The organism is Undibacterium sp. Xuan67W (assembly GCF_049340165.1).
Classification (GTDB): Bacteria; Pseudomonadota; Gammaproteobacteria; order Burkholderiales; family Burkholderiaceae_D; genus Undibacterium.
Genome location: NZ_JBMPPN010000002.1, coordinates 186,210 through 211,295 on the forward strand (window position 1 = coordinate 186,210; position 25,086 = coordinate 211,295).

At 49.7% G+C, this 25,086-nt stretch carries 26 protein-coding genes; 7 read left to right on the forward strand and 19 right to left on the reverse strand.

Annotated features, from left to right (window positions below):
• The first annotated feature begins 8 nt into the window (after positions 1-8).
• Entirely contained in the window at positions 9-2,117 is a 2,109-nt protein-coding gene (locus ACO0LE_RS02560) for a putative bifunctional diguanylate cyclase/phosphodiesterase (RefSeq protein ID WP_422958847.1), read from the forward strand.
• Here the strand turns inward: ACO0LE_RS02560 and ACO0LE_RS02565 are convergent.
• The 9 genes from ACO0LE_RS02565 to gpmA all read right to left on the reverse strand — a co-directional run bounded on the left by ACO0LE_RS02565 (position 2,114) and on the right by gpmA (position 10,858).
• The gene (locus ACO0LE_RS02565; RefSeq protein ID WP_422958848.1) at positions 2,114-3,028 is read right to left on the reverse strand and encodes a DMT family transporter; all 915 of its coding nucleotides are present in this window, start codon (positions 3,026-3,028) and stop codon (positions 2,114-2,116) included. The two genes, ACO0LE_RS02560 and ACO0LE_RS02565, sit on opposite strands and share 4 nt — an antisense overlap.
• Positions 3,029-3,121: 93 nt before the next feature.
• The gene (locus ACO0LE_RS02570) at positions 3,122-3,901 is read right to left on the reverse strand and encodes a DNA-binding domain-containing protein (RefSeq protein ID WP_422958849.1); all 780 of its coding nucleotides are present in this window, start codon (positions 3,899-3,901) and stop codon (positions 3,122-3,124) included.
• Positions 3,898-4,815, reverse strand: a complete 918-nt coding sequence (locus ACO0LE_RS02575; protein WP_422958850.1) for a DUF692 domain-containing protein — start codon at positions 4,813-4,815, stop codon at positions 3,898-3,900. Before ACO0LE_RS02575 ends, ACO0LE_RS02570 begins: the two co-directional genes overlap by 4 nt.
• A 71-nt stretch (positions 4,816-4,886) precedes the next feature.
• Positions 4,887-5,156 carry a hypothetical protein gene (locus ACO0LE_RS02580; protein WP_422957448.1) on the reverse strand — a complete coding sequence of 90 codons (270 nt, stop codon included), beginning with the start codon at positions 5,154-5,156 and terminating at the stop codon, positions 4,887-4,889.
• 491 nt (positions 5,157-5,647) lie between these two features.
• Positions 5,648-5,977, reverse strand: a complete 330-nt coding sequence (locus ACO0LE_RS02585) for a hypothetical protein (protein WP_422958851.1) — start codon at positions 5,975-5,977, stop codon at positions 5,648-5,650.
• A 248-nt stretch (positions 5,978-6,225) separates the two neighbouring features.
• Complete coding sequence (locus ACO0LE_RS02590) at positions 6,226-6,987, reverse strand: HesA/MoeB/ThiF family protein (RefSeq protein WP_422958852.1); 762 nt, start codon at positions 6,985-6,987, stop codon at positions 6,226-6,228.
• A 189-nt stretch (positions 6,988-7,176) separates the two neighbouring features.
• Positions 7,177-8,637 carry a S41 family peptidase gene (locus tag ACO0LE_RS02595; RefSeq protein WP_422958853.1) on the reverse strand — a complete coding sequence of 487 codons (1,461 nt, stop codon included), beginning with the start codon at positions 8,635-8,637 and terminating at the stop codon, positions 7,177-7,179.
• A gap of 17 nt (positions 8,638-8,654) precedes the next feature.
• The gene (locus tag ACO0LE_RS02600; RefSeq protein ID WP_422958854.1) at positions 8,655-10,103 is read right to left on the reverse strand and encodes a murein hydrolase activator EnvC family protein; all 1,449 of its coding nucleotides are present in this window, start codon (positions 10,101-10,103) and stop codon (positions 8,655-8,657) included.
• A gap of 8 nt (positions 10,104-10,111) precedes the next feature.
• A complete protein-coding gene (gene gpmA / locus ACO0LE_RS02605; protein WP_422957439.1) occupies positions 10,112-10,858 on the reverse strand; it encodes a 2,3-diphosphoglycerate-dependent phosphoglycerate mutase in 747 nt (248 codons plus the stop codon).
• Positions 10,859-10,994: 136 nt separating this feature from the next.
• On the opposite strand from gpmA, the gene ACO0LE_RS02610 reads away from it, so the two are divergent.
• From ACO0LE_RS02610 to ACO0LE_RS02630, 5 genes are all read left to right on the forward strand, one after another.
• Positions 10,995-11,396, forward strand: a complete 402-nt coding sequence (locus ACO0LE_RS02610; protein ID WP_422958855.1) for a rhodanese-like domain-containing protein — start codon at positions 10,995-10,997, stop codon at positions 11,394-11,396.
• A 43-nt stretch (positions 11,397-11,439) separates the two neighbouring features.
• Positions 11,440-11,703, forward strand: coding sequence for a glutaredoxin 3 (gene grxC, locus ACO0LE_RS02615; RefSeq protein ID WP_422958856.1), 264 nt, complete (start codon positions 11,440-11,442; stop codon positions 11,701-11,703).
• A gap of 197 nt (positions 11,704-11,900) precedes the next feature.
• Positions 11,901-12,392, forward strand: a complete 492-nt coding sequence (secB, locus tag ACO0LE_RS02620; RefSeq protein WP_422958857.1) for a protein-export chaperone SecB — start codon at positions 11,901-11,903, stop codon at positions 12,390-12,392.
• A gap of 63 nt (positions 12,393-12,455) precedes the next feature.
• The gene (locus tag ACO0LE_RS02625; protein ID WP_422958858.1) at positions 12,456-12,902 is read left to right on the forward strand and encodes an SH3 domain-containing protein; all 447 of its coding nucleotides are present in this window, start codon (positions 12,456-12,458) and stop codon (positions 12,900-12,902) included.
• 304 nt (positions 12,903-13,206) lie between these two features.
• On the forward strand, positions 13,207-14,205 hold the full coding sequence (locus ACO0LE_RS02630; RefSeq protein ID WP_422958859.1) for an NAD(P)H-dependent glycerol-3-phosphate dehydrogenase: 999 nt from the start codon (positions 13,207-13,209) through the stop codon (positions 14,203-14,205).
• Positions 14,206-14,240: 35 nt separating this feature from the next.
• Here ACO0LE_RS02630 and ACO0LE_RS02635 read toward each other — a convergent pair whose 3' ends face one another.
• The 10 genes from ACO0LE_RS02635 to ACO0LE_RS02680 all read right to left on the reverse strand — a co-directional run bounded on the left by ACO0LE_RS02635 (position 14,241) and on the right by ACO0LE_RS02680 (position 23,950).
• Complete coding sequence (locus ACO0LE_RS02635) at positions 14,241-14,462, reverse strand: hypothetical protein (protein WP_422958860.1); 222 nt, start codon at positions 14,460-14,462, stop codon at positions 14,241-14,243.
• A 156-nt stretch (positions 14,463-14,618) separates the two neighbouring features.
• On the reverse strand, positions 14,619-14,813 hold the full coding sequence (locus ACO0LE_RS02640; protein WP_422958861.1) for a hypothetical protein: 195 nt from the start codon (positions 14,811-14,813) through the stop codon (positions 14,619-14,621).
• Positions 14,814-14,877: 64 nt separating this feature from the next.
• Complete coding sequence (hslU, locus tag ACO0LE_RS02645) at positions 14,878-16,251, reverse strand: ATP-dependent protease ATPase subunit HslU (protein WP_422958862.1); 1,374 nt, start codon at positions 16,249-16,251, stop codon at positions 14,878-14,880.
• A 15-nt stretch (positions 16,252-16,266) separates the two neighbouring features.
• Positions 16,267-16,803 carry an ATP-dependent protease subunit HslV gene (gene hslV / locus ACO0LE_RS02650; protein ID WP_422957431.1) on the reverse strand — a complete coding sequence of 179 codons (537 nt, stop codon included), beginning with the start codon at positions 16,801-16,803 and terminating at the stop codon, positions 16,267-16,269.
• Positions 16,804-17,071: 268 nt separating this feature from the next.
• Positions 17,072-18,487 carry a hypothetical protein gene (locus ACO0LE_RS02655; protein WP_422958863.1) on the reverse strand — a complete coding sequence of 472 codons (1,416 nt, stop codon included), beginning with the start codon at positions 18,485-18,487 and terminating at the stop codon, positions 17,072-17,074.
• A gap of 334 nt (positions 18,488-18,821) precedes the next feature.
• On the reverse strand, positions 18,822-20,825 hold the full coding sequence (locus tag ACO0LE_RS02660) for a TonB-dependent receptor (RefSeq protein ID WP_422958864.1): 2,004 nt from the start codon (positions 20,823-20,825) through the stop codon (positions 18,822-18,824).
• Between the two features lie 78 nt (positions 20,826-20,903).
• Positions 20,904-21,311: a hypothetical protein gene (locus ACO0LE_RS02665; protein WP_422958865.1), complete on the reverse strand. Its 408-nt coding sequence runs from the start codon at positions 21,309-21,311 to the stop codon at positions 20,904-20,906.
• A 369-nt stretch (positions 21,312-21,680) separates the two neighbouring features.
• Complete coding sequence (dksA, locus tag ACO0LE_RS02670) at positions 21,681-22,085, reverse strand: RNA polymerase-binding protein DksA (RefSeq protein WP_262838172.1); 405 nt, start codon at positions 22,083-22,085, stop codon at positions 21,681-21,683.
• A 229-nt stretch (positions 22,086-22,314) separates the two neighbouring features.
• Complete coding sequence (locus ACO0LE_RS02675; protein WP_422958866.1) at positions 22,315-23,382, reverse strand: CobW family GTP-binding protein; 1,068 nt, start codon at positions 23,380-23,382, stop codon at positions 22,315-22,317.
• A gap of 34 nt (positions 23,383-23,416) precedes the next feature.
• A complete protein-coding gene (locus ACO0LE_RS02680) occupies positions 23,417-23,950 on the reverse strand; it encodes a Fur family transcriptional regulator (RefSeq protein ID WP_422958867.1) in 534 nt (177 codons plus the stop codon).
• A 354-nt stretch (positions 23,951-24,304) separates the two neighbouring features.
• On the opposite strand from ACO0LE_RS02680, the gene ACO0LE_RS02685 reads away from it, so the two are divergent.
• Positions 24,305-25,012, forward strand: a complete 708-nt coding sequence (locus ACO0LE_RS02685; protein WP_422958868.1) for a type 1 glutamine amidotransferase — start codon at positions 24,305-24,307, stop codon at positions 25,010-25,012.
• Positions 25,013-25,086 lie beyond the last annotated feature (74 nt).

Genomic DNA, 25,086 nt, shown 5'->3' on the forward strand with positions numbered 1-25,086 from the left:
ATAAAGCGATGACGACTAAGCCGATGATAAAAAAAACGCTGGAAAAAAAGCTGATGCTGGTGAATCTGCTGGCTTTCAGTCTGGCGTCTTTTTTTGCGGTGGCGCTGATCGTGTCTTACCTATGGATGACGGCACGCACCGATCTGCTGCGTAATACCGAAATCGTCGCCCAGGTCATTGCACAAAACAGCGCCCCGGCGTTTTTATTCAAAGACGCAAAAGCGGCACAGGAAGTCGTACGTGCGCTGGCGCAGGATACAAATGTTCTGGCCGGTGAGTTGCGCTACCCGGATGCCACTTTGTTTGCTTCGTATGTTCGTCCGGTGAGTCCTGACCAGCCATGGCAGATCAGTGACGCACCAGAAACCACCCCTTTGAACACCGTCGAGTCACGTTTTTATTCGCGCTATCTGGTTGTGAATACGCCTGTCATGGCAGAAGAGCAGCAGGTCGGTACCCTGCAGATGCATGTTGATTTGACCGCGACATATCAAAGGATAGCCGGGCTGGTGACGGTGATCGTACTCGCGACGCTGGCAGCGGTATTGCTGGCAGGACGGTTACTTAGACGTTATTTGCGCCGTATTCTTAATCCTATTCAGCAGCTGGTTTTACTGATGCAGGAGGTATCCGGTAAAGATGACTACAATCAGCGCGCCTTGATTCCTACCGATGATGAAATCGGTACGCTGGGTGAAAGTTTTAATTTCATGATTGAGCAGATCCAGCGGCGGGATATGGCAATCGGCAAGGAATTAGTTGAACGTAAGCGTGCAGAAATTCAACTCGATCATATTGCGCACTACGATAGTGTGACGGGATTGCCGAACCGGCATTTCTTTAATCGCCGCACCAGAGAGTTGGAGCATCGAGCTAAAAATTCTGCCAAATTTGGCCTGCTCTTTATCGATATTGATAACTTTAAATATGTGAATGATACCTTCGGTCATCGCATAGGCGATCTGTTACTGATCGCCGTGGCAGATCGCTTGCAAAAAACCTTGCGCTCGAATGATCTGGTTGTGCGGCTAGGAGGCGACGAATTTGCGGTGCTACTCGATAATCCTAAAAGTACCGATGATGCCTTGCGTCTGGCGGAAAAATTATTGGCATTATTAAGTCAGTCATTTTTGTGCGAGATCCATGAGTTCAATGTCGGTGCCTCCATCGGTGTGGCGATGATGCCTGATCATGTCAGTACATTTGAAGACCTCCTCAGCTCGGCCGATGCGGCGATGTATGAGGCGAAAGCCTTTGGCAAGAACAATGTCCAGCTGTGGAAGCCTGCGATGTCTAAGCGTACTTTACAGCGCTTTACGATTGAATCTGGTTTGCGCAAGGCGATTGAAAATGCCGAGCTGGAAGTGTATTACCAGCCGATCATGGAACTGGCGACCAATAAAGTCGCGGGGATGGAAGCCTTATTACGCTGGAAGCATCCGAGTCTGGGTTTTGTCTCTCCTGCGGAATTTATTCCGATTGCCGAAGAGAGCCAATTGATCGTGACTATAGGCGAATGGGTATTGCATCAAGCCTGTGCGCAGATCAACCGGTGGGAACAGCAATTCGGACCTCTGTTCGTCGCGGTGAATGTCTCGGCAAGGCAGTTTCGTCAGCCCGGGTTTGCCGACAGTGTGGAGCGCATCGCCCGGGAAAATGACTGTCCGGCGCATTTGCTGGAGCTGGAATTGACTGAGACGATGCTGATGTCGCAAACGGCGGAGACTCTGACGATTTTGACGGATTTGTCCAGCCGTGGTTTTAAATTATCACTCGACGATTTTGGAACAGGCTATTCCTCACTGGCTTACTTAAAACGCTTTCCGATTCACAAATTAAAAATCGACCGGAGTTTTGTCTCAGATTTACCTGATGATAAAGATGATGCCGCGATTGCACAGGCGATCGTCTCGCTGTCAAATCATATGGATATGCGGGTTGTCGCGGAAGGTATCGAGACCCGGGAGCAGGCAGAATTTTTACGGGGGCTAGATTGCACTTACGGACAGGGATTTTTGTTCAGCAAGCCTTTACCTGCACCGCAGTGCGCCGACTTTGTTGAACAAAATTTACGTCCTGCATTGCGCATGCAGGGGACTCCAACTATGTCGACTTAAGTTTTCGCCGATACGGGTACTGATGGCCGAGTGTGCAAAATTAAACCCATTGCACAGAGTACGATGGTGGTACCTAAAATGGTCGACGTGCTGACGGTTTCCTGTAGAAATAAATAACCCCACAACATACTGAACATTGGAATTAGGAATGTCACGGTCATTGCCTTGGTAGGGCCAATACGACTAATTAGCGGAATGAAAATCGCTTGCGCCACGCCAGTTGCCAGCAATGCGAGTGAGAGCATGCACACAATCGCAGTGACTGAGGGGATTTGATGCGGTAGCGAGAACGGTACTGCCGGTGCCAGTATCAAGCCTCCCATTAGCATGGATCCGCATGCCATTGCATATGGATGAATGCCTGTTGATGGGGTGTTGGTAGCAGTTTTATTCTGCCCCATCTTTTTCATCAAAATACTGGAGATCGCATAGGAGGCTGCGGCAGACAGGCATGCCAGAGCGCCGCTGAGTGTCTGTGGATTTAAATCCAGTGCACCTGCGCCAACCAGAACGGCCACGCCGATAATACCCAGCAATAAACCAGTCAGCTTACGTATTGTCAGACGGTCTGCTAGCCAGATGATGGAAAATAAAGCCCCGAATAGAGGTGCAGTGGCATTTAACACTGCTGAGTATGCAGTCGGCAAAAACTGTGATGCGTAAGAGAAGCAGGAAAATGGAAACGCTGCAGAGAAAAATCCGACGATGGCATACGATTTTACGTTCTCCCTCCATAACATGGGAACGGATTGCAGCCGCACAAAACCCAGCAAGGCAAGACCAGCGATTGTCACGCGCAAACTCGCTGTCACTACAACCCCTAATTCCGGTACCGCGACACGCATAAAAATAAATGATCCTCCCCAGATTGCAGCAAGGAGAATGAGTTTGATCAGATCTGAGAGGGGCATGGTCGAAGGCAGGAAACAGCGGAGCCAGATTGTAGCATCTGGCTCCGCTCCCGTTGTTTGGCCAAGGTCAGGCGCAATGATGGCATCAGCAGATCAGGTTATCCCTGAGAGTAGTCCTTCGTTAAGCCAAGTATGCAGCCAGCCTGCAATTTGTACGGTGCTTTCCGGGTTATGTTCGGCCGCCCCGGCACACACATCGGCAAAACTTTTTCCGGCACTGAGTGACTGCAGCGCCTGGTGTTCTGCCGGCGAGACCGAGCGGAAATGCGCTTGCAACTCTCTGCGCCAGATCAGCCAGATAACCGTGTCCTCAGATCGCTGCGGTGCTGGCGGAGTTTGTTCTTCGCTCAGCGCCAGCCAGGTTGTCACCGAATTCCACTGGCTGTGCAAAAAGTGTTGCGATGCCTGACAACTAAATCCTATGCTTTCCCATGCATGCGGCGCTATCAAACCTAGGTTATCGATGCTTAGCACGGGCTGATCTTCTGCATCAAACGCCAGGCTTAAATACCATTCAAATCCGGCAAGTTCGGCAACCAGGGGATAGTCGGAAAAGAAGACCTGGCAAAACGCAGGAAAATCAGCGCCATACCAGCGCAAATTGCGCGATTGGGATGGGTGCCCCTGAATATAAACACGGCATGCCTGATCAAATAATTCGTCACCGAGATAGGCACGGGTTTTATCAAACGCGCTGGACATTGCTTCGCATAAGCGCAAACGATAGCCATCGAAATAAATGGCAAGTCGCTCTTCCGTCGCTAGCCCAGATTGATTGCCTATGTGAGGCAGTATGCTGGCCGGCGTATTGAGACCAAGAATCGCATCTTGAAATTCAGCTTGCAGTTTGCCCAGTGCGGAAAGCGGCATCATGTCGAAGTCTCCGGCATGGCTTGATGGTATTGATGGTGAGCAGGGTATGCAGGCTGTGAAGGAGCTGATTTAGCCAGCAGACATTGTTCTTCCGAGACACACCGGGCAATCTGACGCGCAATCGCCAGTTCAGACACCAGATCTGCCAGAGGTGGAATATGATCGTCACGCTCTATCATGCTGGCGATGTTACCGAAACGGCGCAAAGCCTGTTCGTATAAAGCCCATACCGGATCGGCGACCGGATGATCATGCGTATCGATGATATGGGTGCCGTGATCATGATGGCCAGCCAGATGGATTTGCTGTACCCGCCGCACGGGAATTGCATTGAGATAAGTCAATGGATCAAAACCATGATTGACGCTGCTGACATAGATATTGTTGACATCGAGCAAAATCAGACTGTCCGACTCTTCTGCCACAGCGGCCACGAATTCCCACTCACTCATCGTGTCGCTCTGAAAAGAGAGATAACTGGAGACGTTTTCCAATACAAGCGGACGTTCCAGCACATCTTGTACGCGCCGGATATTCTTTACAAGAATATTGATCGTCTCTTCGTTATAGGGCAGAGGAAACAGATCGTGCAGATTTTTACCATGTACACCAGTCCAGCAAATATGGTCAGAAACCCACATTGGCTGAACGCGTTGTATCAATTTTTTTAAGTCACGCAAATAGTCTGGATCCGGTCCTTGAGCTGAGCCTATCGACATCGATACACCGTGCATCACCATAGGATAATCACGTCGTACGGCATCCAGCATCGCGAGCGGTTTACCTCCCGGTACCATGTAATTTTCAGACAGGATTTCAAACCAGTCTACTGCCTGTGGTGCTGCCAGAATTTCATGGTAATGATCGGTGCGTAATCCCAGACCGAAACCTGGTGAAGCGATGGGCATACTCATTTTTAATCACTTAAAAAAATTGCGCTTGTCCGGAATGACCAGAGCAAGCGCATGACAGACGGACTTGTGGATTATTTATCCAGATCAACGATCTTGCCGTTCTTCGCCAGGCATTCACCTGCTTTTGTTGCAACGAAGCCGTGGCCTTTGCAAGAGTTCTGGCCTTTACAAGCGTTCTCCGCTGTTTTGCAATCGCTGGTGCCTTTGCAGCTGTTGATGCCAGCACAATGTACTTTATCGCCAGCACTGACAGTTGCTGTCGCAGCGAAAGACGCACCGGACAATGCCATAGCAGCAGCGGCAGCAGCGATCAGGGCGCCAGTTTGGATAGTTTGTTTCATGATGTGTTCTCCGAAAAATAAATTGTTGATGAGTAAAAATTACCGGTCAAGGATTGAACCTTCAAGTTCATCACAAAGAGTTATTTGTTGTTCTTTGCTTGAACTTGAGCATCAGTCGTACGCAAACCAGAATTACTTACACTAGTTTTTAAATATTTTTTAAATATCGGGGTTCATCAATATTGTCGAAATTGGCGGGCCCTACAATCAAGTTAAGCGTAATCCAACGACATAAAGTAGTGCAATTAGTCGTGCTGGGGTCCTTTTGGAGCCAATCTTTGCTAAAACGGAAGATGATGATGCCCAACTAGCGAGATAGCTAGTGATGAAGGAAGGAAGTAACACACGTCGTCAGGGTTTCCAGACAACCGAGGGGGGGCAGATACTTTTTAGTGATGATGAATTATAGTCAGTCTGTTAGTTAAGACAGGACGCAGAAAAGGTGCTGGAGAGCTGCCTCTCTTAGTAACGACGGACCGCGGTCGTGAGGTTCAGATCAGATGACTCTCATCAAATTCATACGTCACGATACGCTGATAAATATCTTCACGCTCTTCAGGCGCGGCATGCAGCAGACGTGCGACGGCTTTGCTCGGAACTTTAAAATACTTGCGGCGATTTTTGCGCATGTCTTGCGTGCGCCAGCCTTTTAAGGTTAGCCATTCCCATTGCTCTGGCTCCAGAGTCATGCGCAATTGAATTTTTAAACGATGCAGGACGATGGTGCTGCCAAAAGTGGGCATGTTACCCGGTGGCGGTAGCATCCGTTCTTTGCGGATCTTGAATAAAGACCTGATTTCGTTTTTGACGATATTCAGCATGGGATGTGCAAACGGCTGGTTTGATTGTGTTGGCGCGCCATTACCAATAATAGTGGTGATACAGATAAGGATAAACGCTAACAAAATATTAATTGTCTAAAAGCAAATAATAACAGGTGCAAACACGGTATGCAAATCTGCGCTGCATGTCCTCGTCAAAAGAGGCTAGGTCGACCGGATCGGCTGAATAAAGGGTCTTTGCCGTTCTCACCGTTGCATGAGGTCGTGAGCATTACATCAGTTTGATATCATCGTGTATGGTGGCGCTGAGCGCATACTGGACACAGTGGATTGCGGGTGATGCGGATCGGTGTCCACTCCATGTTTTGGGCATCGAGCAGAAGCAAACGACCGGTCAATGCCTGTCCTATCCCCATGACTACTTTTAAGGCTTCAGCGGCCTGCATGCTGCCGATGATGCCGACTAAGGGAGCGAACACGCCCATGGTTGAGCACATGACTTCTTCAAACGCCTGGTCTGGCGGGAACAGGCAGGCATAGCAAGGTGATGTAGCGTCGCGCGTATCGAACACACTAATCTGCCCGTCGAAGCGGATTGCCGCACCAGAGATCAGCGGAACACCCGCCGTGACACAGGCCTGATTGACTGCTTGGCGCGTACTAAAGTTGTCGCAGCAATCGAGCACAATACTGGCGGACTGAACTAATTCGTACAGACGTTCATCGCTGGCTTTCTCCTGCAGAGCGACGATATTGATCTCGGGATTAATGGCATCCAGCGTTTGTTTTGCCGAGCTTACTTTGGCCTGGCCGATGCGTGCAGTACTATGCACGATTTGCCGCTGTAAGTTAGTCAGATCGACGGTATCGTGATCTACCAGTGTGATGGTACCGACGCCAGCACTGGCGAGATACAAGGCCGCAGGCGAACCTAGACCGCCTGCACCGATAATTAAGGCATGAGCTGCCTGGATTTTTTCTTGCCCCTCGATCCCAATCTGATCGAGCAGGATATGCCGCGAATAACGTAATAGCTGGTGGTCGTCCATATGGGATTCTCTGGCTTTGGAAAAGTGTACTGCGTAACTTGCCAGGTATTGTAAGCGGAATAAGAATGCATGGGACGCAGATAAAAAAAGACCGCATCAGTTGCGGTCTTTTAACGAGCCTTAAGTCAGCTCCATCCGGTCTGACAGCTTAATCAACCTTGTCAGGCCTGATTTAATTCCAGTTTTCGGTTATTTTTTCTTGCTGTCCGATTTGCCATCTGACTTGGTATCGGCCTCATCCTTCATCTCTTCTTTCGCTTCGGCTTTGGTGACTTTGACGGGTAAACCCTTCAAGTGATTTAAAGCTTGCGCCAGCTGAAAGTCATCTTTGCTACCGTATTCGAGCGGCTTACTTTTCTTTGCCATTGCAATCAGTCTTTGCTCCTCTTCGAGTTCATCGACTTTGCCTTTATTGGTTTGCTCAGCTTCTTTATCGTTCGTCAGATGTTTTTGTAAATCGGCTTCACGTGTACGCAGGCTATTGAATCCATCTCCATCGGCAGTTTCCTCAACGTTCAGATCTGGCACGATACCTTTCGCCTGGATAGAGCGCCCGTTCGGTGTGTAATAGCGTGCCGTCGTCAGTTTGACTGCGGTATCGGCAGACAGTTGACGGATGGTTTGCACCGATCCCTTGCCAAAGCTCTGGGTACCGATAATGGTTGCACGCTTGTAGTCTTGCAATGCCCCTGCGACGATCTCGGATGCCGATGCGGAGCCGGTATTAATCAGCACTACCATCGGTACATTTTTGATCGCTTCAGGTAACTTGCTGAGCGGATCGCCGACAGCACGGTTAGCATAATTTTCGCGCTTAGCGTAATACGTCGCTTTGGAATCTGGCAGCTGGCCGTTTGTTGATACCACGACTACGTCTTTTGGCAGAAACGCAGCAGAGACGCCGATAGCACCTGGCAATACACCGCCGGGATCATTGCGTAAATCTAAGACCAGACCTTTGATATTCGGATCCTGCGCGTACAGTGTCTGGATTTTTTTCGCCATGTCCTCGACCGTCGGTTCCTGGAATTGCGCGATGCGCAACCACGCGTAACCAGGCTCGATGAGTTTCGCTTTGACGCTTTGCTGCTTGATCAGTTCGCGGGTGATGGTGACGACGATAGGCTTGTCTTCCGTCTTGCGTGCTAGCGTCAGGGTGATTTTGGTATTCGGTTCACCGCGCATTTTTTTGACGGCTTCGTCCAGCGACAGACCTTTGACCGGTTGAGAGTCAAGGCGGGTAATCAGGTCGCCTGCTTTGACACCGGCGCGATAGGCGGGAGAATCTTCGATGGGGGAAATGATTTTGACATAGCCGTCTTCCATCCCGACTTCGATCCCGAGGCCGACAAACTTGCCCTGTGTGCCTTCGCGCAGTTCTGCGTAGGCTTTTTTATCCAGATAAGCTGAATGTGGATCAAGTGAGGCGACCATGCCTGAAATGGCTTCGGTCAGCAGTTTATTATCTTCTACCGGCTCCACATAATCCGATTTGATCAGACCAAACACGTCGGCCAGCTGACGCAGCTCTTCAACCGGTAAAGGCGTGCCGGCACTTTTTTGCGCCAACGCAGAAAATTGCACTGACGCAGCGACACCGGCGATCATGCCCAAACTGATTAAACCAAAGTTCTTAATTTTGCTGCCCATGTTTTATAACTCACATCTCACTTAATTGTTACCCAGGTTAACGGGTCGAATACGCGCTCTTGATATCTGAGCTCAAAGTATAAACCTGATTCTTCATTGCCGCCGCTATTACCCGCACTGGCAATCGTGTCGCCGGCCTTGACGACATCGCCGACATGCTTGAAAACCGACTGATTGTTGCCATACAGGCTCCAGTAACGGCTGCCGTGATCCACAATGATCATATTGCCAAAGCCGCGCAGCCATTCGGCAAAAATGACTCGTCCCGCTGCAATTGCCTTGATCTCAGCGCCTTCATTGGTCTTAATAAAAAGACCTTTCCAGCTAGGGCCATCGCCTCGTTTACTGCCAAATCTGGCGATGAGATCACCTTTGACAGGGAGGCGTAACTGCCCTTTGAGCTTGCTGAACTCCCCTTCAAAATTATTGGGTGTGGGCGTTTGCTCGTTCTTGGCGAAGGATTTTGCCGGTGGCTCATCGGCGTCAATCGCATTAGGGTTGCTTGCTTTGCCTGATTTTTTACCTTGATTTACGAGCGCCTTGTCTTTGGCCGCTCTGTCACGCTGTTCTTTTTCTGCGGCGAGTTTTTCCAGGCGTTGTTTCTCAATCTGGGCAGCTCGTGCTTGCTCTGCCTTGATTTGTTCCTCGATTAGTTTATTCAGGCGCGACACCAGATTACCCAGACGCTGCTCATCTTTTTGCAGGCTATCCGCTTCTTTCTTCTGCGCGTGCAATTTGTCTGCTAACTGGGCGAGCAGGGTGCTGCGCTTTTTCTTTTCTGATTCGAGCGCATTTTTATGCGTGAGTTCTTCTTGCGCGATTTCATCTAATTCGTCTTTGGCTTCCTGCTCATCCCTCGCATTCTTTTCCACTGCAGCCAGGCTGACACGCAAGCCTTCTATCATTTTGGCCTGGGTTTGCGAGACATAGCCCATGTATTGCAAGTCGCGGTTGATGCGATTCGGATTGTCGCCAGAGAGTAATAATTTGATACGGTCACTATCGCCACGCATGTACTGGTGACGCAAAAAATCGGAAAGCTGTTTCTTCTGCTGATCTACCTTGGCACTGAGCCGCTTTTGTTCGTCTAATAGTTTTTGTAAACGTGCTTCTGTGTCGCCCTGCTCGATTTTTAAATCACGTAAAGAACGATTCGCCTCTGAGATCGCCTGCTCGGATGCCGCTAAAGCATCGCTGGCTTTGTCTTTGGCGTTTTCCGTTTTATTGATATCGGTTTTGAGCGTCTTCAGTTTTTGCTGAAGTTCGGCGCGTTGTGCTTCGGCCTGATTTTTTTGCGTGGCGCGCGCAGTGGAGGCCGCATGGGCGATATGCGATGCCGTTAAGCTGATTGTCAGCACAATCGCAGCATGACAGACCATCGCACATAGTCGTGACGCTAAGGACACTACATGCGATGGTGTGTGGTGAGTACTTTGTTGAAAAGCACCCGTTACGGCTTGATGCATCAAGATACTTATTTGGATTTTCCTTGGCTGGCAACGGCTTGCAACGCCGCTTCGATAGCGGACTGGTCGCCAAGGTAATAATGTTTGATGGGCTTCAGATCAGCATCTAATTCATACACCAGCGGCTGACCGTTTGGAATATTCAGGCCAACAATATCGGCATCGCTGATGCCATCCAGCATTTTGATCAAAGCGCGCAAACTATTGCCGTGAGCACTGATGATGATGCGTTTGCCGGAACGGATTGCTGGTGCAATCGTATCTTCCCACGCTGGCATGACGCGTTCTACGGTGTCTTTCAGGCATTCTGTGAGTGGAATTTGTGCGCGGGACAAACCAGCGTAACGCGGGTCATTGAATGAAGCACGTGGATCGTTTTCAGTTAAGGCATTCGGCGGCGTATCGTAGCTGCGACGCCATACCAACACCTGCTCATCACCATACTGGGCGGCGGTTTCCGCTTTGTTCAAGCCTTGCAACGCGCCGTAATGACGCTCATTGAGGCGCCAGTCATGTACTACCGGCAGCCACATCAAATCCATTTCATCTAGGGTGCCCCAGAGCGTGCGGATGGCGCGTTTCAATACGGAGGTGAATGCCAGATCAAAAGTGAAACCAGCTTCTTTAAGAACCTGTCCGGCCTGACGTGCTTCGGCTACGCCTTTCTCCGTTAGATCAACATCGGTCCAGCCAGTAAAGCGGTTATCGAGATTCCAGGTGGATTCGCCGTGGCGCATCAAAACGATTTTGTACATGATTTACGTGAAATTGTTGTGAATTTGAGGGAGTCAGTCGCTATTGCAGCATCTATTTTATAATGGCGGCGTTCGTTACAGATACTTTACTGCTACTTATTACCGTTTATAACAATTAACTCATCATTGGAACACTGTGAAATTCTTTATTGATAACATCTGGATTATTGGCCTCGCCCTGGTTTCTGGCGGAGCATTGCTTTTTCCCGCGCTACAGAGACGTGGCGCGAAGGTCACACAACTGCAGGCAACCCAATTGATCAATCAAGGCAAGACCGTCGTTCTTGACGTACGCGATGCGGCTGAGTTTGCGACAGGTCATTTACAAAACGCAAAAAATATTCCTCTTGCTGAATTGCCAAACCGCTTGAAAGAGCTGGAAAAATCAAAAAGCGCTACCATCATTACAGTCTGTGAGCGTGGTATCCGCTCTGCGACCGCTACTGGTGTTCTGAATAAAGCAGGCTTTGAACAGGTGGTCAGTCTTGAGGGGGGCGTTGCGGCTTGGAAGTCGCAAGGTCTGCCAACAGTAAAATAATCCGGTAATTCAGTTATTAAGTTATTTAGCGCAGGAGAACAACATGACAGCGCATGTCCTAATGTATAGCACCGCAGTTTGTCCTTATTGCACCATGGCAGAACGCCTGCTGAAATCCAAGGGTGTTGAAGAGATTGAAAAAATCCGTGTCGACCTGGATCCGGTGATTCGTGATGATATGATGCAAAAGACCGGTCGTCGTACCGTGCCGCAAATTTATATCGGCGAAACGCATGTCGGTGGTTTTGACGATTTGTCTGCATTAGACAGGGCTGGTAAACTCGATGCGCTGCTGAATCCGGCTTAACTGGCAGCTTTTGCTCGGGGTTTGCTTGCCGGAAATCAAATAAAATCAGCAAAAATCCCACTAATTTGAGGATTTTTGCTGATTTTGTCTTTGACTTGATAGAATAATGCGCCGTGATCTTGAAATGGCTGAAAACAGCCACATCTTGCCATCTCGCTGTTCATTATTAATCTTTTAGAATTTTTAGAAAGTCTCACATGTCTGACGAAAATCTGCAGCCCGTATTTCAAATTCAACGCGTTTATCTGAAAGATTTGTCGCTTGAACAGCCAAACTCTCCAGCGATTTTTCTGGAACAAGAAGCACCGACGATCGAAGTTGCATTGGATGTGACTGCTGAGCCGCTCGCTGAAGGCATCGTTGAGTCCACTGTGACTGTGACAGTGACAGCGAAAATCAAAGACAAAGTTGCTTTCCTGGTTGAAGGCAAGCAAGCGGGTATTTTCGAAGCGCGTAATATCCCTGCGGATCAACTCGATCCATTGCTCGGTATCGGTTGCCCGAATATCATTTATCCATACCTGCGTTCCAACATCGCTGATGTGATTTCCCGTGCTGGTTTCCCGCCAGTGCATTTGTCAGAAATCAATTTTGAAGCTTTCTACCATCAACGTCTGCAATCTTTGGCTGAGCAACAAGCCAAACTCGCAGCAGATGCCGGTACTGAAACGCCAGCAACCACTCACTAATTGTCATTCTTGATGATTACCCTGTCAGCCATTGTGCTGGCGGGGGATTAAGTGGAAACTACTATGCGTCGTTCTCTGGTTTTATCTGTAGTGCTTGCCCTGACATCGGTGTCAGGTGCTGCGCTCGCTCTCGATTTCAAGTCGATTGGTGCTTCGCCAGTCATTTTGTATGACGCGCCGTCTGCCAAAGGCAGCAAGGTCTATGTTGCGCCACGTGGTATGCCGGTCGAAGTAATTTTGACCTACGGCACCTGGAGCAAGGTGCGCGATATGGGTGGTGATCTCAGTTGGGTCGAGTCCAAAGAACTGCTTGCCCGTCGTAATGTGGTCGTGCGTGTAGCGAATGCGAAAGTCCGTGCCACTGCTGACGAATCTTCCGCACTAGTTTTCAGTGCAGACAAGAATGTGTTGCTAGAAATGGCAGAGCCGGTCAATGCTGGCTGGGTCAAGGTCAAACATCGTGATGGCCAGATCGGTTATGTCAAAGTGTCGGAAGTCTGGGGCGTCTAAGTCAGAAGCACGGAAGACAGATGGAACAGGTATTGCGCAGAGTAAAAGGCACGCATAAAAAAGGACAGGAAGCTGTCCTTTTTTATATACTCCCCCTCATTTACTAAAAAATATATCTGCATCCGCATATAAAAATTAGTGCCTGTGAATATACTAAGTGGAGTATATGGATTCCGATGTAAAAATCATGCTGTCAGCCGTTACGATATACCATCAGTAGATAGGGAATTGGCGTACCTGTGCGCAGCAAAATGGCGGTTCCGGTATCAGCAACTATGAAACAACTTCTTGTGAAGGTCAGACTATGAACATCAGCATACTTGGTGCAGGAGCCTGGGGGACTGCCCTGGCGATTTCTTTAGCTGCCAGGCATCAGGTGCAGTTGTGGGGGCGTAACGCTGATGTCATGCAGGCGATGCAGGCCGTGCGTGAGAACAAGACTTATCTTGCAGGCTTCCCGTTCCCGCCTCAATTGCAAGCAAGTGACGATTTTCAGCAAGCAATGAGTCATGCAAGTACAGACGACGGTTTGTTGATTATTGCGACTTCGGTTGCGGGTTTGCGACCTCTTTTGCAGCAATGCCTCCCGTATCATCCCAAGCATGTGGTTTGGTTGTGTAAAGGATTTGAAGAAGGTTCGCAATTATTGCCGCATCAGGTAGTACGTCAGGTGTTGGGCGATGACACGCTGGCAGGGGCCTTGTCCGGTCCTTCGTTCGCTCAGGAAGTTGCCAGAGGTATGCCGTGTGCACTGACGATTGCGTCCAGCTCCGCAGAGCTATGTCAGCACGTCGTTAATGCGGTGCACGGCAACGCGATTCGCGTGTATTCCAGTGATGATGTGGTCGGCGTTGAAGTCGGTGGAGCTGTTAAAAATATTTTAGCCATTGCCACCGGCATCGCCGACGGACTTGGCCTGGGTTTAAATGCCCGGGCTGCTTTAATGACGCGTGGCTTGGCTGAAATTAGTCGGCTCGGTGCTGCCCTAGGCGGACATGTGGAAACGTTGATGGGGTTAACCGGTGTCGGGGACTTGATTTTAACCTGCACCGGCGATCTTTCCCGCAATCGTAAAGTCGGACTGGCATTGGCCCAGGGTAAGTCGCTGGAGGTGATTGTGCAAGAGCTTGGGCATGTCGCAGAAGGTGTGCGTTGTGCCAGAGCCGTCAAAAATCTGGCAGAAAGTTTGCGGATTGAAATGCCGATTACAAATGCCGTCGCAGGGGTGTTGTTCGATGATGTTCCTGCACAGCAAATGATTGCGCGCTTACTGGCACGCGATGCCAAGCAAGAGCTCCGTTAGACAAGTTTTGGGCAACAATAAAGCCGCCTAATAAATCAGGTGCGGCCATACGTACGGCGAAAACCCGGAAAGCTTAATACCCGGATGATGACGGTTTCAGGCACATGCTGCCGTCTCATTAATTCGCGGGTCTTTTTCAAACCCAGCGTAGACAGATAAAGCGTTCCCAGATCCACCATAAAACGCGTAAGAATATCCTTACGGCGTAAGAACATATGGTGTTGCACCTGCTGTTTTCTGCGCCTGCTTCCTGACATGATTGCACCTGATGTTCTCTGCGAAAGTGATACTGGAGAGGGGACTACATAGGGCATGGCTGGACTGCATCTCGAACAAGCTCGGGTAAATTACTTACGCCACTTACTTTGCTTACTCACTCCGACGTTCTCACTGTAACTGATTTTTCGGCCAAATCAATCTTGTTCTCCATCGACAGGCAATTTTTTGACGACGAGTTTATGCGCTTGTCGCAGAGCGGAGGGCGATTTCTGGTGACTGCCTGCGCTTCTTTGTTTGGCGGCGACAGCTACCGGGTTGCGTGGTTTGGTCTGTGACGGATCGAGGCGGAAAGTCAGTTTCTGGCGCGTTCCTGAAGTTTTATTAGCCATTGCTGCTTTCCTTTTCGATCATTTTTCAGTGCTATGTTTTATAGTTTGTAAGCGCTTACAAAGCTTATAAAACATAGCGGGACAAGTCTTCGTCGACCGATAAGGCGGCGAGCTTACTCTCCACATAGGCGGCATCAATCACAACGGTACTGCCCGAGTTCTGATGGGCGTCGAAAGAGATTTCTTCCAGCAGTTTTTCCATCACAGTGTAGAGCCGGCGTGCGCCGATGTTTTCGGTTGTTTCATTGACGGAAAAAGCAATTCCCGCGAGCCTTTGTACCCCTTCGTCACTGAATTCTACGGTGACGCCTTCGGTTGCCAATAATGCTTGATATTGACGTGTCAGACAAGCATCGGTGCTGGTCAGGATACGTTCGAAATCAGCAATCGACAGAGATTCCAGCTCGACGCGTATCGGAAAGCGACCTTGCAATTCCGGGATCAGATCGGACGGTTTTGCCAGATGAAAGGCACCAGAAGCAATGAACAGAATATGATCGGTTTTGATCATGCCGTACTTAGTATTGACGGTGGTTCCCTCGACTAGTGGCAGCAGATCGCGCTGCACGCCAGCACGTGATACTTCAGCGCCGCCAGTTTCTGAGCGCGATGCGATTTTGTCGATTTCATCAAGAAACACAATACCGTTTTGCTCGACATTCTGGATCGCGTGTTGCTTTAGCTCGTCTTCGTTGACTAGCTTGCCAGCCTCTTCTTCGATCAAGAGTTTCAGCGCTTCTTTGATTTTCAGCTTACGGGATTTTTTGCGGCCGCTGCCCACTCCGGAAAACATGGATTTGATCTGCTCTGTCATCTCCTCCATGCCAGGCGGTGCCATGATCTCCATTTGCGGCGCTGGCTCATTGAGATCGATATCAATTTCCTTGTCGTCTAAGGCACCTTCACGCAGGCGTTTGCGAAAGGTTTGACGGGTCGGATTGTCGACGGCTTTGTCATTGCTTGCAGACTCAGCATCGCCCGTATTGGCTGCACTATCGGCATTCGGGGTAAAGCCAAAATCACGTGATGGCGGCAACAGGATATCGAGGATTCTGTCTTCTGCGGCATCTTCAGCGCGGGCGCGCACCTTGCGCGTTGCTGCTTCGCGGGTCTGTTTAATGCCGATATCCACTAAGTCGCGAATAATCGTATCGACGTCGCGACCGACGTAGCCAACTTCCGTAAATTTAGTCGCTTCAATTTTGATGAAGGGGGCATCGGCAAGTTTTGCCAGCCGGCGGGCGATTTCGGTTTTACCGACACCTGTAGGGCCTATCATCAGAATGTTTTTTGGCGTAATTTCGTGACGGAGCGGCTCTGGCACTTGCTGTCTGCGCCAGCGGTTGCGCAGTGCAATGGCGACGGCGCGTTTGGCGCGGCCCTGGCCGACCACATGTTTGTCGAGTTCAGAAACGATTTCTTGGGGAGTCATGTTCATAGCGCTAGTCCAGGCTTATTCTAAGGTTTCTATCGTGTGCGACAAATTGGTGTAGATACATAATTCGCCTGCGATGGTGAGCGATTTTTTGACAATTTCTATCGGCGATAAATCGGTATTTTCTTGCAGCGCTTTGGCCGCTGACTGAGCAAAGGTGCCGCCTGAGCCAATCGCGCCGATGCCGTCAGTGGGCTCTAATACATCGCCATTGCCGGTTATGACCAGAGTAGTTTCTCTGTCCGCTACCAGCAGCATCGCCTCCAGGCGACGCAGCATGCGGTCGGTACGCCAGTCCTTGGCGAGCTCTACGGATGCGCGCATCAGATGCCCTTGATGCTTTTCCAGTTTCGCTTCGAAACGTTCAATCAGTGTGAAGGCGTCAGCCGTTCCACCGGCAAATCCTGCCAGTACTTTGTTGTGATACAGCTTGCGTACTTTGCGTGCAGTACCCTTCATGACGATGTTGCCTAAAGTGACCTGACCGTCGCCGCCTAGTGCGACCAGATTGCCGCGTCGTACCGACAAAATAGTCGTGCCGTGGAATTGTTCCATGTGATCCTCAATGATGATGTTACTTGCTATATGTGCGTAAATTACAGCGGCATCTGTCTGATTAAGAGCCTAAACGCAAGAATAAAGACAAGCATTCTGCGCTTCAATCAGTATCCGATTATTTCGATGTAGTTGATTTCGTATCAAGTTTCAATGTCACTTAATCTGCAAAACGCAGTTGCGCGACACATTGACCTTAGCCTGTACTGAAAAATGGGGCGCATCCCCAAAATTACAAGATAGGACAGAAGTAGAGCGCTGTGTGGAATTAACGTTTGCGCGGGAAAATAGTGGCAACGTTTTTCAGGCCCATTGCATTGAACAGCGCCATGACGAGATAGTTAACTTCGACAAACTGGATATGGGTGTCGCGTGCTGCGGATAGTGGCACTAAACCGTTGAGCAGTTGCGCAGATGCGCCGAATTCCACCCGCTCAAGTTTGGAGCAGTCAAGAATCAGGGGGTTATGGAAAGTTTTGGCGTGGTCGGCGATACGATTGATCAGAATATCGGTTTTACCGTCAATCACAGCAGGCATCATGAAACGGTTTGAGGGCTGAAGTGTTTCTATCCGGATATCTGGCAGGGAGGTGGTGACTTTATTGATCGGTGCTTCAAATGAGGGAGGAGACACTTCGAATGTAATACAGTAATCCATGCTAACCTCTTCAAACGCTTGTTCGAAATGGAGCAATTGCAGGATTTCCAGTAGCAGCAGCCATGGCGCTTCAGTTTCGTCACGACGACCCACTTGCAAGATCGCGCGTATGTTGTCTGCCAGATCTTGCGCAGCCACAAGCATCAGATCATGCTTGGTTTTTTTCAGATTCTTAATCGCCCGTAGCAATAAGCCGCAACCAACTGGATCCACTTCTTTTACACGGGTGAAATCAAGTTTCAGACTTTGACTTTTCAGGCTCATCTGTTGCAAGCGGGCTAATACCTTGACGATATTCGCATCCAGGCTTGCTGGGAAAGACAGATTGGCCGTGGTTTGGTCAGCCTCGTTTTCTGTGTCTGCTTCCGCTTCATCAGGACCATGCCAGATTGGTGGGGATGTTTCGAATTTACTCGCGTATTCAAGCGACAGACTGTCAAACTGCTGCTGATTACCGGTGATCTGATACAGATCAAACAGCATATACCAGCCGATTTGCTCTACCTGGCCGAGATTGTTGCTATGTATTGCTGCCTGTAGCATTTGTGCTGCTACTTCGTTCTGACCACTGGCGAAGAGGATCGCTGCCTCTTCGAGCAAGGGAACTGATTCGGTTTCTGCCAGTTCAACTGTCATCACATCCGTGTGCTGATCTAGCAGGTAGTCGGTAGATTGACCTTCTAAAGGCAGAGTACTTTGGAAGTCGGTAACATGTTCTGCAGTAGAAGCATCGATACTTTTAGCTGTTTTTTTACTCGCAGCATCTGACCCAGATTTAGGAGGGATCGGACTTTTTGTCTTACCCATATCGCGCGACATCTCAAATTCGATCGCATCAATTTTACGGGCAGTTGCACGTGCAACATGGCGTTGCGCCATGATGGATTGAGACGCTAATTCGTCCTCAGCAGGCACCGCGATATCGGTATTGCCGCTTTTTGAACGTGTTTTTTTAGCAGAAGTTTTCTGCGAGGAGTCATTCTCCTGCTGACCATTCTTCTTGCCGAAAAGCGAAAAAATCCCCACGTTATTCCTGAATATAAATAGTTGAAACTATTATCTGCTTCTTTGGATTACAAAATAATCTTGGTCATGGGCGCGCGACCAATTTGGCGAAGCTAAAGTATAGTCTGAAACATGTAACTTTTGTTAGCTGTGGAGCGGCTTTGCTCAAATGAAAATGTAAAAAATTCTACAAAAATTGTAACAGACAAGAATAATTTTGCATTTAAGCTTGCGTAAGGTCTTTGAAATTTGTTGAATAATAAAAAAAGAGGACTTTATTTGCCCTCTTTTTTTACCGTTTTGTGTTGGCGGTGTCCTGCTGATTTGTAATTTACTTACCTGACAAGGCCTGCATTTAAAACATCACTCTGACTCCGGCGACGACACCACGACCCGGCTGAGGAACGGTTTCTTTTAATACCGATGTCGCAAGACGGATATCTTGATTCAAGAGATTTTTCGCCAATAAAAACCAGGTGAGCTGGCTATTATTGTAGGCATGTGTGTAGGTCAGGCTGGCATCAAGCTTGGTATAACCTGGCGTCACATAATCCTCGAAACTCGCGAGCCGGTCTTGGCTTTGTGCACGCAAGACATTCAGGCCACCATTCCACGCGCCCATTTTATATGCCAGATCGGTGCCAAAACGTGTTGCCGGTTGCAGGGGCAGATTGCCTGCGTCGTCGAGTGTGCCGCGGGATGTATCGGCAAATGCGCGTGCTGATAAACCTTCACCATGCTGGTTGTAGCTCACTTCAGCTTCGCCACCGCGTATGGTCGCGTTCGCTTGGGACCAATAGCGACGGGTGAATTCGGCGTCGGCATCAGGGATGCCCGCCTCGTCGACCTTGGTTCCATCGCTATGACCATATACATAATTGCTGACCTTGTTCAGGAATGCATTGATTTTCCAGCGGATCAGGCCGGTCGTTTTTTGTGCGGTCAACTCCAGATTACGCGAGCTTTCTTTTTTCAATGTATTGCTGCCGATGTCGTAGGTTGACGTCGATTCATGCGGACCGTTCGAATACAGTTCTTCGGTCGATGGTGCGCGTTGTGCCATCGAGAGTGTCGCACCGATGCCATAGCCGGGTGCGAATTGCCATAAACCGCCGACCGATGCAGAGCCGATATTGAAGCTGCGGCTTGGTAGCTGGAACTGTGCTTCCGGATCGCGTTTGACGTTCTCGAGACGGGCGCCGGCACTGGCCATCACATCACCAAACGCTTTTTGCTCAACCGCGAATAGGGCGAAGGATGTGGACTTTGTCGTTGGTACGGTATCGGAGCGACCTGTGCTGGCAGATAAGGCAGAGAAACGGATGCTCTCTGTTTGCATGCCCCAGCTACCTTCCCATCCGTCCCAGTTCTTATGTGCAAGGCTGATGCGGGTTTCCAGAGACTTATTTGTGAAATCGGTAATGGGCGTGCCATTTTCCATTTTCTCGGTATGGTTGTAATCTGTATCGGCAAGTTTGAAATGCAGCGAGTCAAAACCGGACAGCGGCGATTTGATCATGCCGTCGATATCGAGTCGATTCTGCTTCAGATCGATGAAGGATTTTTCAGCAGTAGGTATGCCGTAGCGATCGCTCATTGTTTGTACCGCAGCGCCGACATGACCCCAATCCTTGATCAGCGCTGCGCCGATCCCGAAACTTGTTTCATGTGTGTAGCTAGTTGGTAATTTGCCGCTTGCAGAATTGGGGTTGCCGGCTTCGGTCTGCCCAGGGATGCGGTAGTCGCTGGTGTCGCGTGTATTGCCATCCAGATGGAATGCCACATCGCCACTCGAGCCGAGGAGTGAGAATGAGGCATTTTTTTCCTGATTCACGCTGCCATAACGCAGTTCAGCTTCGCCACTGATTTGCTTGCTGAGCACGGTGGGAATTCGCTCATCAACCACATTGACCAGGCCACCGATTGCGCCGCTGCCATATAGCAGTGCTGCGGGACCACGTAAAATTTCGATTTGCTGTGCAGTGGCACTTTCGCTTGCAACGGCGTGGTCATTCGAAAGGCTGGAGACGTCGGCGACACCCATCCCGTTTTGCAAAATTTTGACACGCGGACCTTCCAGTCCGCGAATAATCGGACGCGATGCACCGGCGCCAAAACCTGAGGCAGCGACACCCAGTTCGCCGCCCAAAGTATCGCCCAGCGAGGTGCCGAGTTTGGCGCGTAATTCAGGACCAGAGAGAATTTTGGCGGGTGTCAGGATTTGCATATTCTCATCATTACCCAGAGGATTGGATGAGACGGTAACGGTGTTGATCGCGCTATCGGCGAATGCGGCAGAACTCAATGAGGCCAGTGCAGACAGCACGGCGCTTGCGATAAGGGAGCGTTGGAAAGACATATTACTTCCTGAAAAATGGAAAAAAACAAGCGTCATCGAAACGATGGCTCGTGACATTACAGCGGGCAGATTGCCCGATCAGGAGAGAGAAGCTGGTGGTGCGCGCGAGGAGAAGTGCAGTTGCAAAGGCGCTTGCCAGCTTTGTTCTGCAGGCAGGTCGGCGGGGATGGCGGTGCCGGCTAAATCCGGTAACCCCGGCGTTACTGCATGCAGACAGTCGGCGGCCGTCAGTGCATCAAGAAATGCGCAAGAGTGTACTTGTTTATCGTCGCCAAATGGCTGACTGAGCGCTTCTAAGAGTGTGACTGCAGACGGGTTCTGCACCTGACTGCCGAGCACATTATAGGCGGGCTTGCCATTGCTCCAGCCAGCATGGGCGATTTTGTGACTTTGCCCTATCCACTGCGCCAGCAATAATGCGGGCAGCAGTATCCATAACAGCAAGCGGGCTGTGTGATGTGGACGGGATAGAGAAAAAAATCGCATGCAGATTTTGTGATTTTTACAAAAAAATGGTCAGGTCTATTGCTGTGATGTTACGTGTCGTTTGCTGTCTTTTCATGTCGCCATGAGTGTATTTATTTGCTGCCTGCTTTATGACAAGCCTCCGTCATTTAAGTTCGCATCAAATCTCATACGAGAGAATGATCTTACGGTCGCTTGTGTCGTTAAAAAATTAGCGCATGGATTGTGGCTATTGATGCATCCGGTAGTGTGGCAAAAAACCGACATTCTTTTGCATAAACGTCCTCAATCGCTGACTGCGTACTCATTATTTGCAACTGGGTTGCATACATTTTGCCAAAAAAAGCGTGCATGGATAATGCACGCTGTTGACTGACCGTAGGCCGAGGATTAATCGCCGTACAGTTTTTGCTTCATTTCTCGTCTTTGTTGTGCTTCCAGAGACAAAGTTGCTGTCGGTCGCGCTAACAAGCGTGGAACGCCGATAGGCTCGCCCGTTTCTTCGCACCAGCCATAATCGCCTTCGTCGATGCTGGCGATGGATTGCTGAACTTTTTTCAACAATTTACGTTCACGATCACGGGTACGCAATTCCAGCGCGTGTTCTTCTTCGATGGTAGCGCGGTCAGCCGGATCCGGAACCAGCACTGTTTCGCGCAGATGTTCGGTAGTTTCGTCGGCGTTTTTAAGCAAATCCTTCTCTAGCTGTTGCAAACGGGCTTTAAAAAATGCCAGTTGTGCAGCATTCATGTAGTCCTTCTCGCCCATCTTCAGAATTTCTTCTTCGGTGAGCAGAGCTGCGGGCGCATTGACTGTTGCAGTCGATTTAGGTGATTTAGTTGCCACTTCGCTGACTTTCGATACGACGGATTAATATACAAGTAATAGCTAAATTGCACTGAATCTGCATTTGGCTAGCCATTATCCTCCCCTTACTGACAAAGTAAATGACATCCTGATGAAGTTTGCCTTTTACATTGCTGGAGCAGCAAAAACGGTTGCCCCAATTCAGTAGCCCGCTAGTTTATACCAAACATAGTTTTAAACCATCAATAAATACTTCTTTAGGTAAATTTTTGCCAATAAACACCATCTTGCTCTCACGCAACTCGTCGTCGCCCCATTTCATGCCGACATCGGTGCCCATAATTTGATGCACCCCCTGAAAAATGACCTTGCGATCAGCGCCATCCATCAGGAGCACTCCCTTATAGCGCAGCATGCGAGGGCCGAATACATTGACCAGTCCGCCTAAAAATTCATCGAGTTTCGCGGTATTAAATGGCTGTGTGCTTTTAAACACAAAGGCGGCAATATCATCCGAATGATGGGCGTGGTGATGGTCATGATGGTGCTCATCATGAGTATGTCCGCAATGTTCGTCATGCACATGATGCTCGTCAATGTGTTCATCAGCATGTTCGTGAGCGGCTTCAGCCTGTAAAAAATCTGGATCTAGTTCGAGCTTGGCGTTCAGGTTGAAGCCTTTCAGGTCCAGCACTTCGCTAATCGCAACTTTGCCAAAATCAGCAATGCTGATGGTAGCGCGCGGGTTCATGCGGCTCAGGCGTTGTCGCAAGATGCGGACTTGCTCTGCATCCACCAGATCGGTTTTAGACAGCAGAATTTTGTCGGCAAAACCGACTTGGCGTTGCGCTTCTTCGTGCTCGTCGAGTTGTTGCATAGCGTGGCGCGCATCGACCATGGTGACAACGGCATCCAGCATGTAATAACTGCCGACTTCTTCGTCGACGAAGAAGGTTTGCGCAACCGGCCCTGGATTAGCAAGGCCTGTCGTCTCTATCACGACGCGATCAAAGTCGATCTTGCCGTCATTCTTTTGCTGTATCAGATTACTCAGGGCCACAATCAGATCGCCGCGAACTGTGCAGCAGATGCAACCGTTGTTCATTTCGATAATTTGCTCGTTGCGGTCCTGTACCAGAATATCGTTATCGATATTCTCTTCGCCGAATTCATTTTCAATCACAGCGATTTTGTGGCCGTGGTCTTCTTGGAGAATCCGGTTCAGTAACGTGGTTTTACCTGAACCTAAGAAGCCGGTCAGTATCGTGGTGGGAATTAATGCCATAACTGTCTTTCTGTGCTTTGTGCGTTTTGTCGTGTTATCTGGCGCATTCGGCGCACCAGCCTTTGATGGTCAGTTCTATGTCGTGATTCTGAAAACCCTTACCCAGTGTCGCTTGCAGGGTCGCCTGCAACTGATCCTGTAGGGACGGGTGATGATGTGAGTGGTTCGTGCAATGCCGTTCTTCATCAAGGCAAAACACTTTGGCGCATCGCGTGCATTTAAAATGACCATGCTGATGCTGTATGCCGCTTGTTGCCACATGTGCCTGATCGTCGCTTCCTGTGTTGTAGCGAAAAATTCTGTCATCGCCTGCAATCTTATGCGCCAGACCGGCATCGGTCAGACAGTCAAGTGCACGGTATAGCGTCACTCTGTCCATCTCCGGCAGAGTATCTTGTATCTCCTGGTGCGATAAGGCGCGGCTGGTATTGAGCAAGACCGTCAGGACGCTGGTGCGTGCCTCTGTTGCCCGGATCGTCGCTTGCTGCAGCATGTGTTCGGCCAGTGCCCTCACCTCGTTTGTGGTCTGAGAGGGTGCGGGTGATTTTTTGCGGGTGGCGGCTGTCATGATGAAAATCGGTGAGAGCAAAACGGCGGTAGTAGGATGCGAGCTGTACGATACTTTGCAGTATTATGCCTGAAAATGCAATTCAGTTGCAAAATGCCTTAATTGTGATGTAAAGAAACCCTGTATTTATTCACTTAGTCTGAGTAGCCGCGTGGACCTTCTTATCAATCTGTGATGCCGTTATAGACTGACGGAAAAACAAAACCTCTCACCACAGAGGCACGGAGACACAGAGGAACAACAGCGGCAGAGAAAAGCACTGATGCATTGATATTCTCTTTGTGTTGGTGCATCTTCTGCATCTCTGTGGCTGTGTTTTGAGGGGCAGATTGCATATACAACGAATACTCATTTATGCCAGACCAACCATTCAAGCCAGTCAAACTATCGCTCAATGTGATTCAGCATCATCCTGCCGAAGGGCCGGGTGAGATTGCTGTGTGGGCAGCGTCGCGAGGTGTGCATCTCAACATAGTGCGCGCTGATCTGGGCGAGTTACCGGCGATGGACGCAGGGCCTGTAATTATCCTGGGTGGCCCTTACGCGGTGTACCGCCCTCCGATGTGGTTGCAACGTGAACGAGCGTGGCTGCAGCAAATCCTGACGCTAGATGCGCCGGTTTTCGCAATTTGCATGGGAGCGCAATTACTTGCAGGCTGCCTTGGAGCGGAGATTATTCCGGCAACCGAAAAAGAAGGAGGCTGGAGCCAGGTGCAATTGACTCATGGCAGCGAGATGACGGTATTGCAGTGGCATGAAGATAGTTTTAGTTTGCCGCCGGGAGCCGTATTGCACGCCAGCAGTCCGGCTTGTCCTCAGCAATATGTGACCCATGGCGAGCGGCGGATTGCTGTGCAATTTCATCCTGAATGGAATGCGGCATCGGTTGCGGAGTTAAATAATTTCTTTGGTGATGCGTCGCCTTTGCCGCGTTTGTCTGCCGCATCATGCGAAGGTAGTCAAAATAGCGAAGAACTTGAGCGCGATGTGGCTCGTTATCGTATCGTGCGTGACTGGTTCTACCAGCGTCTCGATGCATGGCGGCAGCATTGGCATGCATGAGCGGTATTTGATGATGATTTAAATATACTCATCCCTAGTATATTTTAATGCGCCCTGTTTAAGCGGGGGATCAG

What these genes read in the sequence shown, in the direction of transcription:
- ACO0LE_RS02580 (WP_422957448.1), bottom strand. Translation starts at nt 5,156, where the DNA reads ATGAAACAAACTATCCAAACTGGCGCCCTGATCGCTGCTGCCGCTGCT.
- ACO0LE_RS02665 (WP_422958865.1), bottom strand. Translation starts at nt 21,311, where the DNA reads ATGCGATTTTTTTCTCTATCCCGTCCACATCACACAGCCCGCTTGCTG.
- ACO0LE_RS02600 (WP_422958854.1), bottom strand. Translation starts at nt 10,103, where the DNA reads ATGCATCAAGCCGTAACGGGTGCTTTTCAACAAAGTACTCACCACACA.
- grxC (WP_422958856.1), top strand. Translation starts at nt 11,440, where the DNA reads ATGACAGCGCATGTCCTAATGTATAGCACCGCAGTTTGTCCTTATTGC.
- ACO0LE_RS02625 (WP_422958858.1), top strand. Translation starts at nt 12,456, where the DNA reads ATGCGTCGTTCTCTGGTTTTATCTGTAGTGCTTGCCCTGACATCGGTG.
- ACO0LE_RS02590 (WP_422958852.1), bottom strand. Translation starts at nt 6,987, where the DNA reads ATGGACGACCACCAGCTATTACGTTATTCGCGGCATATCCTGCTCGAT.
- ACO0LE_RS02675 (WP_422958866.1), bottom strand. Translation starts at nt 23,382, where the DNA reads ATGGCATTAATTCCCACCACGATACTGACCGGCTTCTTAGGTTCAGGT.
- ACO0LE_RS02560 (WP_422958847.1), top strand. Translation starts at nt 9, where the DNA reads ATGACGACTAAGCCGATGATAAAAAAAACGCTGGAAAAAAAGCTGATG.
- secB (WP_422958857.1), top strand. Translation starts at nt 11,901, where the DNA reads ATGTCTGACGAAAATCTGCAGCCCGTATTTCAAATTCAACGCGTTTAT.
- ACO0LE_RS02565 (WP_422958848.1), bottom strand. Translation starts at nt 3,028, where the DNA reads ATGCCCCTCTCAGATCTGATCAAACTCATTCTCCTTGCTGCAATCTGG.
- ACO0LE_RS02640 (WP_422958861.1), bottom strand. Translation starts at nt 14,813, where the DNA reads ATGGCTAATAAAACTTCAGGAACGCGCCAGAAACTGACTTTCCGCCTC.
- ACO0LE_RS02630 (WP_422958859.1), top strand. Translation starts at nt 13,207, where the DNA reads ATGAACATCAGCATACTTGGTGCAGGAGCCTGGGGGACTGCCCTGGCG.
- gpmA (WP_422957439.1), bottom strand. Translation starts at nt 10,858, where the DNA reads ATGTACAAAATCGTTTTGATGCGCCACGGCGAATCCACCTGGAATCTC.
- ACO0LE_RS02585 (WP_422958851.1), bottom strand. Translation starts at nt 5,977, where the DNA reads ATGCTGAATATCGTCAAAAACGAAATCAGGTCTTTATTCAAGATCCGC.
- ACO0LE_RS02680 (WP_422958867.1), bottom strand. Translation starts at nt 23,950, where the DNA reads ATGACAGCCGCCACCCGCAAAAAATCACCCGCACCCTCTCAGACCACA.
- ACO0LE_RS02595 (WP_422958853.1), bottom strand. Translation starts at nt 8,637, where the DNA reads ATGGGCAGCAAAATTAAGAACTTTGGTTTAATCAGTTTGGGCATGATC.
- hslU (WP_422958862.1), bottom strand. Translation starts at nt 16,251, where the DNA reads ATGAACATGACTCCCCAAGAAATCGTTTCTGAACTCGACAAACATGTG.
- ACO0LE_RS02635 (WP_422958860.1), bottom strand. Translation starts at nt 14,462, where the DNA reads ATGTCAGGAAGCAGGCGCAGAAAACAGCAGGTGCAACACCATATGTTC.
- ACO0LE_RS02570 (WP_422958849.1), bottom strand. Translation starts at nt 3,901, where the DNA reads ATGATGCCGCTTTCCGCACTGGGCAAACTGCAAGCTGAATTTCAAGAT.
- ACO0LE_RS02660 (WP_422958864.1), bottom strand. Translation starts at nt 20,825, where the DNA reads ATGTCTTTCCAACGCTCCCTTATCGCAAGCGCCGTGCTGTCTGCACTG.
- ACO0LE_RS02685 (WP_422958868.1), top strand. Translation starts at nt 24,305, where the DNA reads ATGCCAGACCAACCATTCAAGCCAGTCAAACTATCGCTCAATGTGATT.
- ACO0LE_RS02575 (WP_422958850.1), bottom strand. Translation starts at nt 4,815, where the DNA reads ATGAGTATGCCCATCGCTTCACCAGGTTTCGGTCTGGGATTACGCACC.
- hslV (WP_422957431.1), bottom strand. Translation starts at nt 16,803, where the DNA reads ATGGAACAATTCCACGGCACGACTATTTTGTCGGTACGACGCGGCAAT.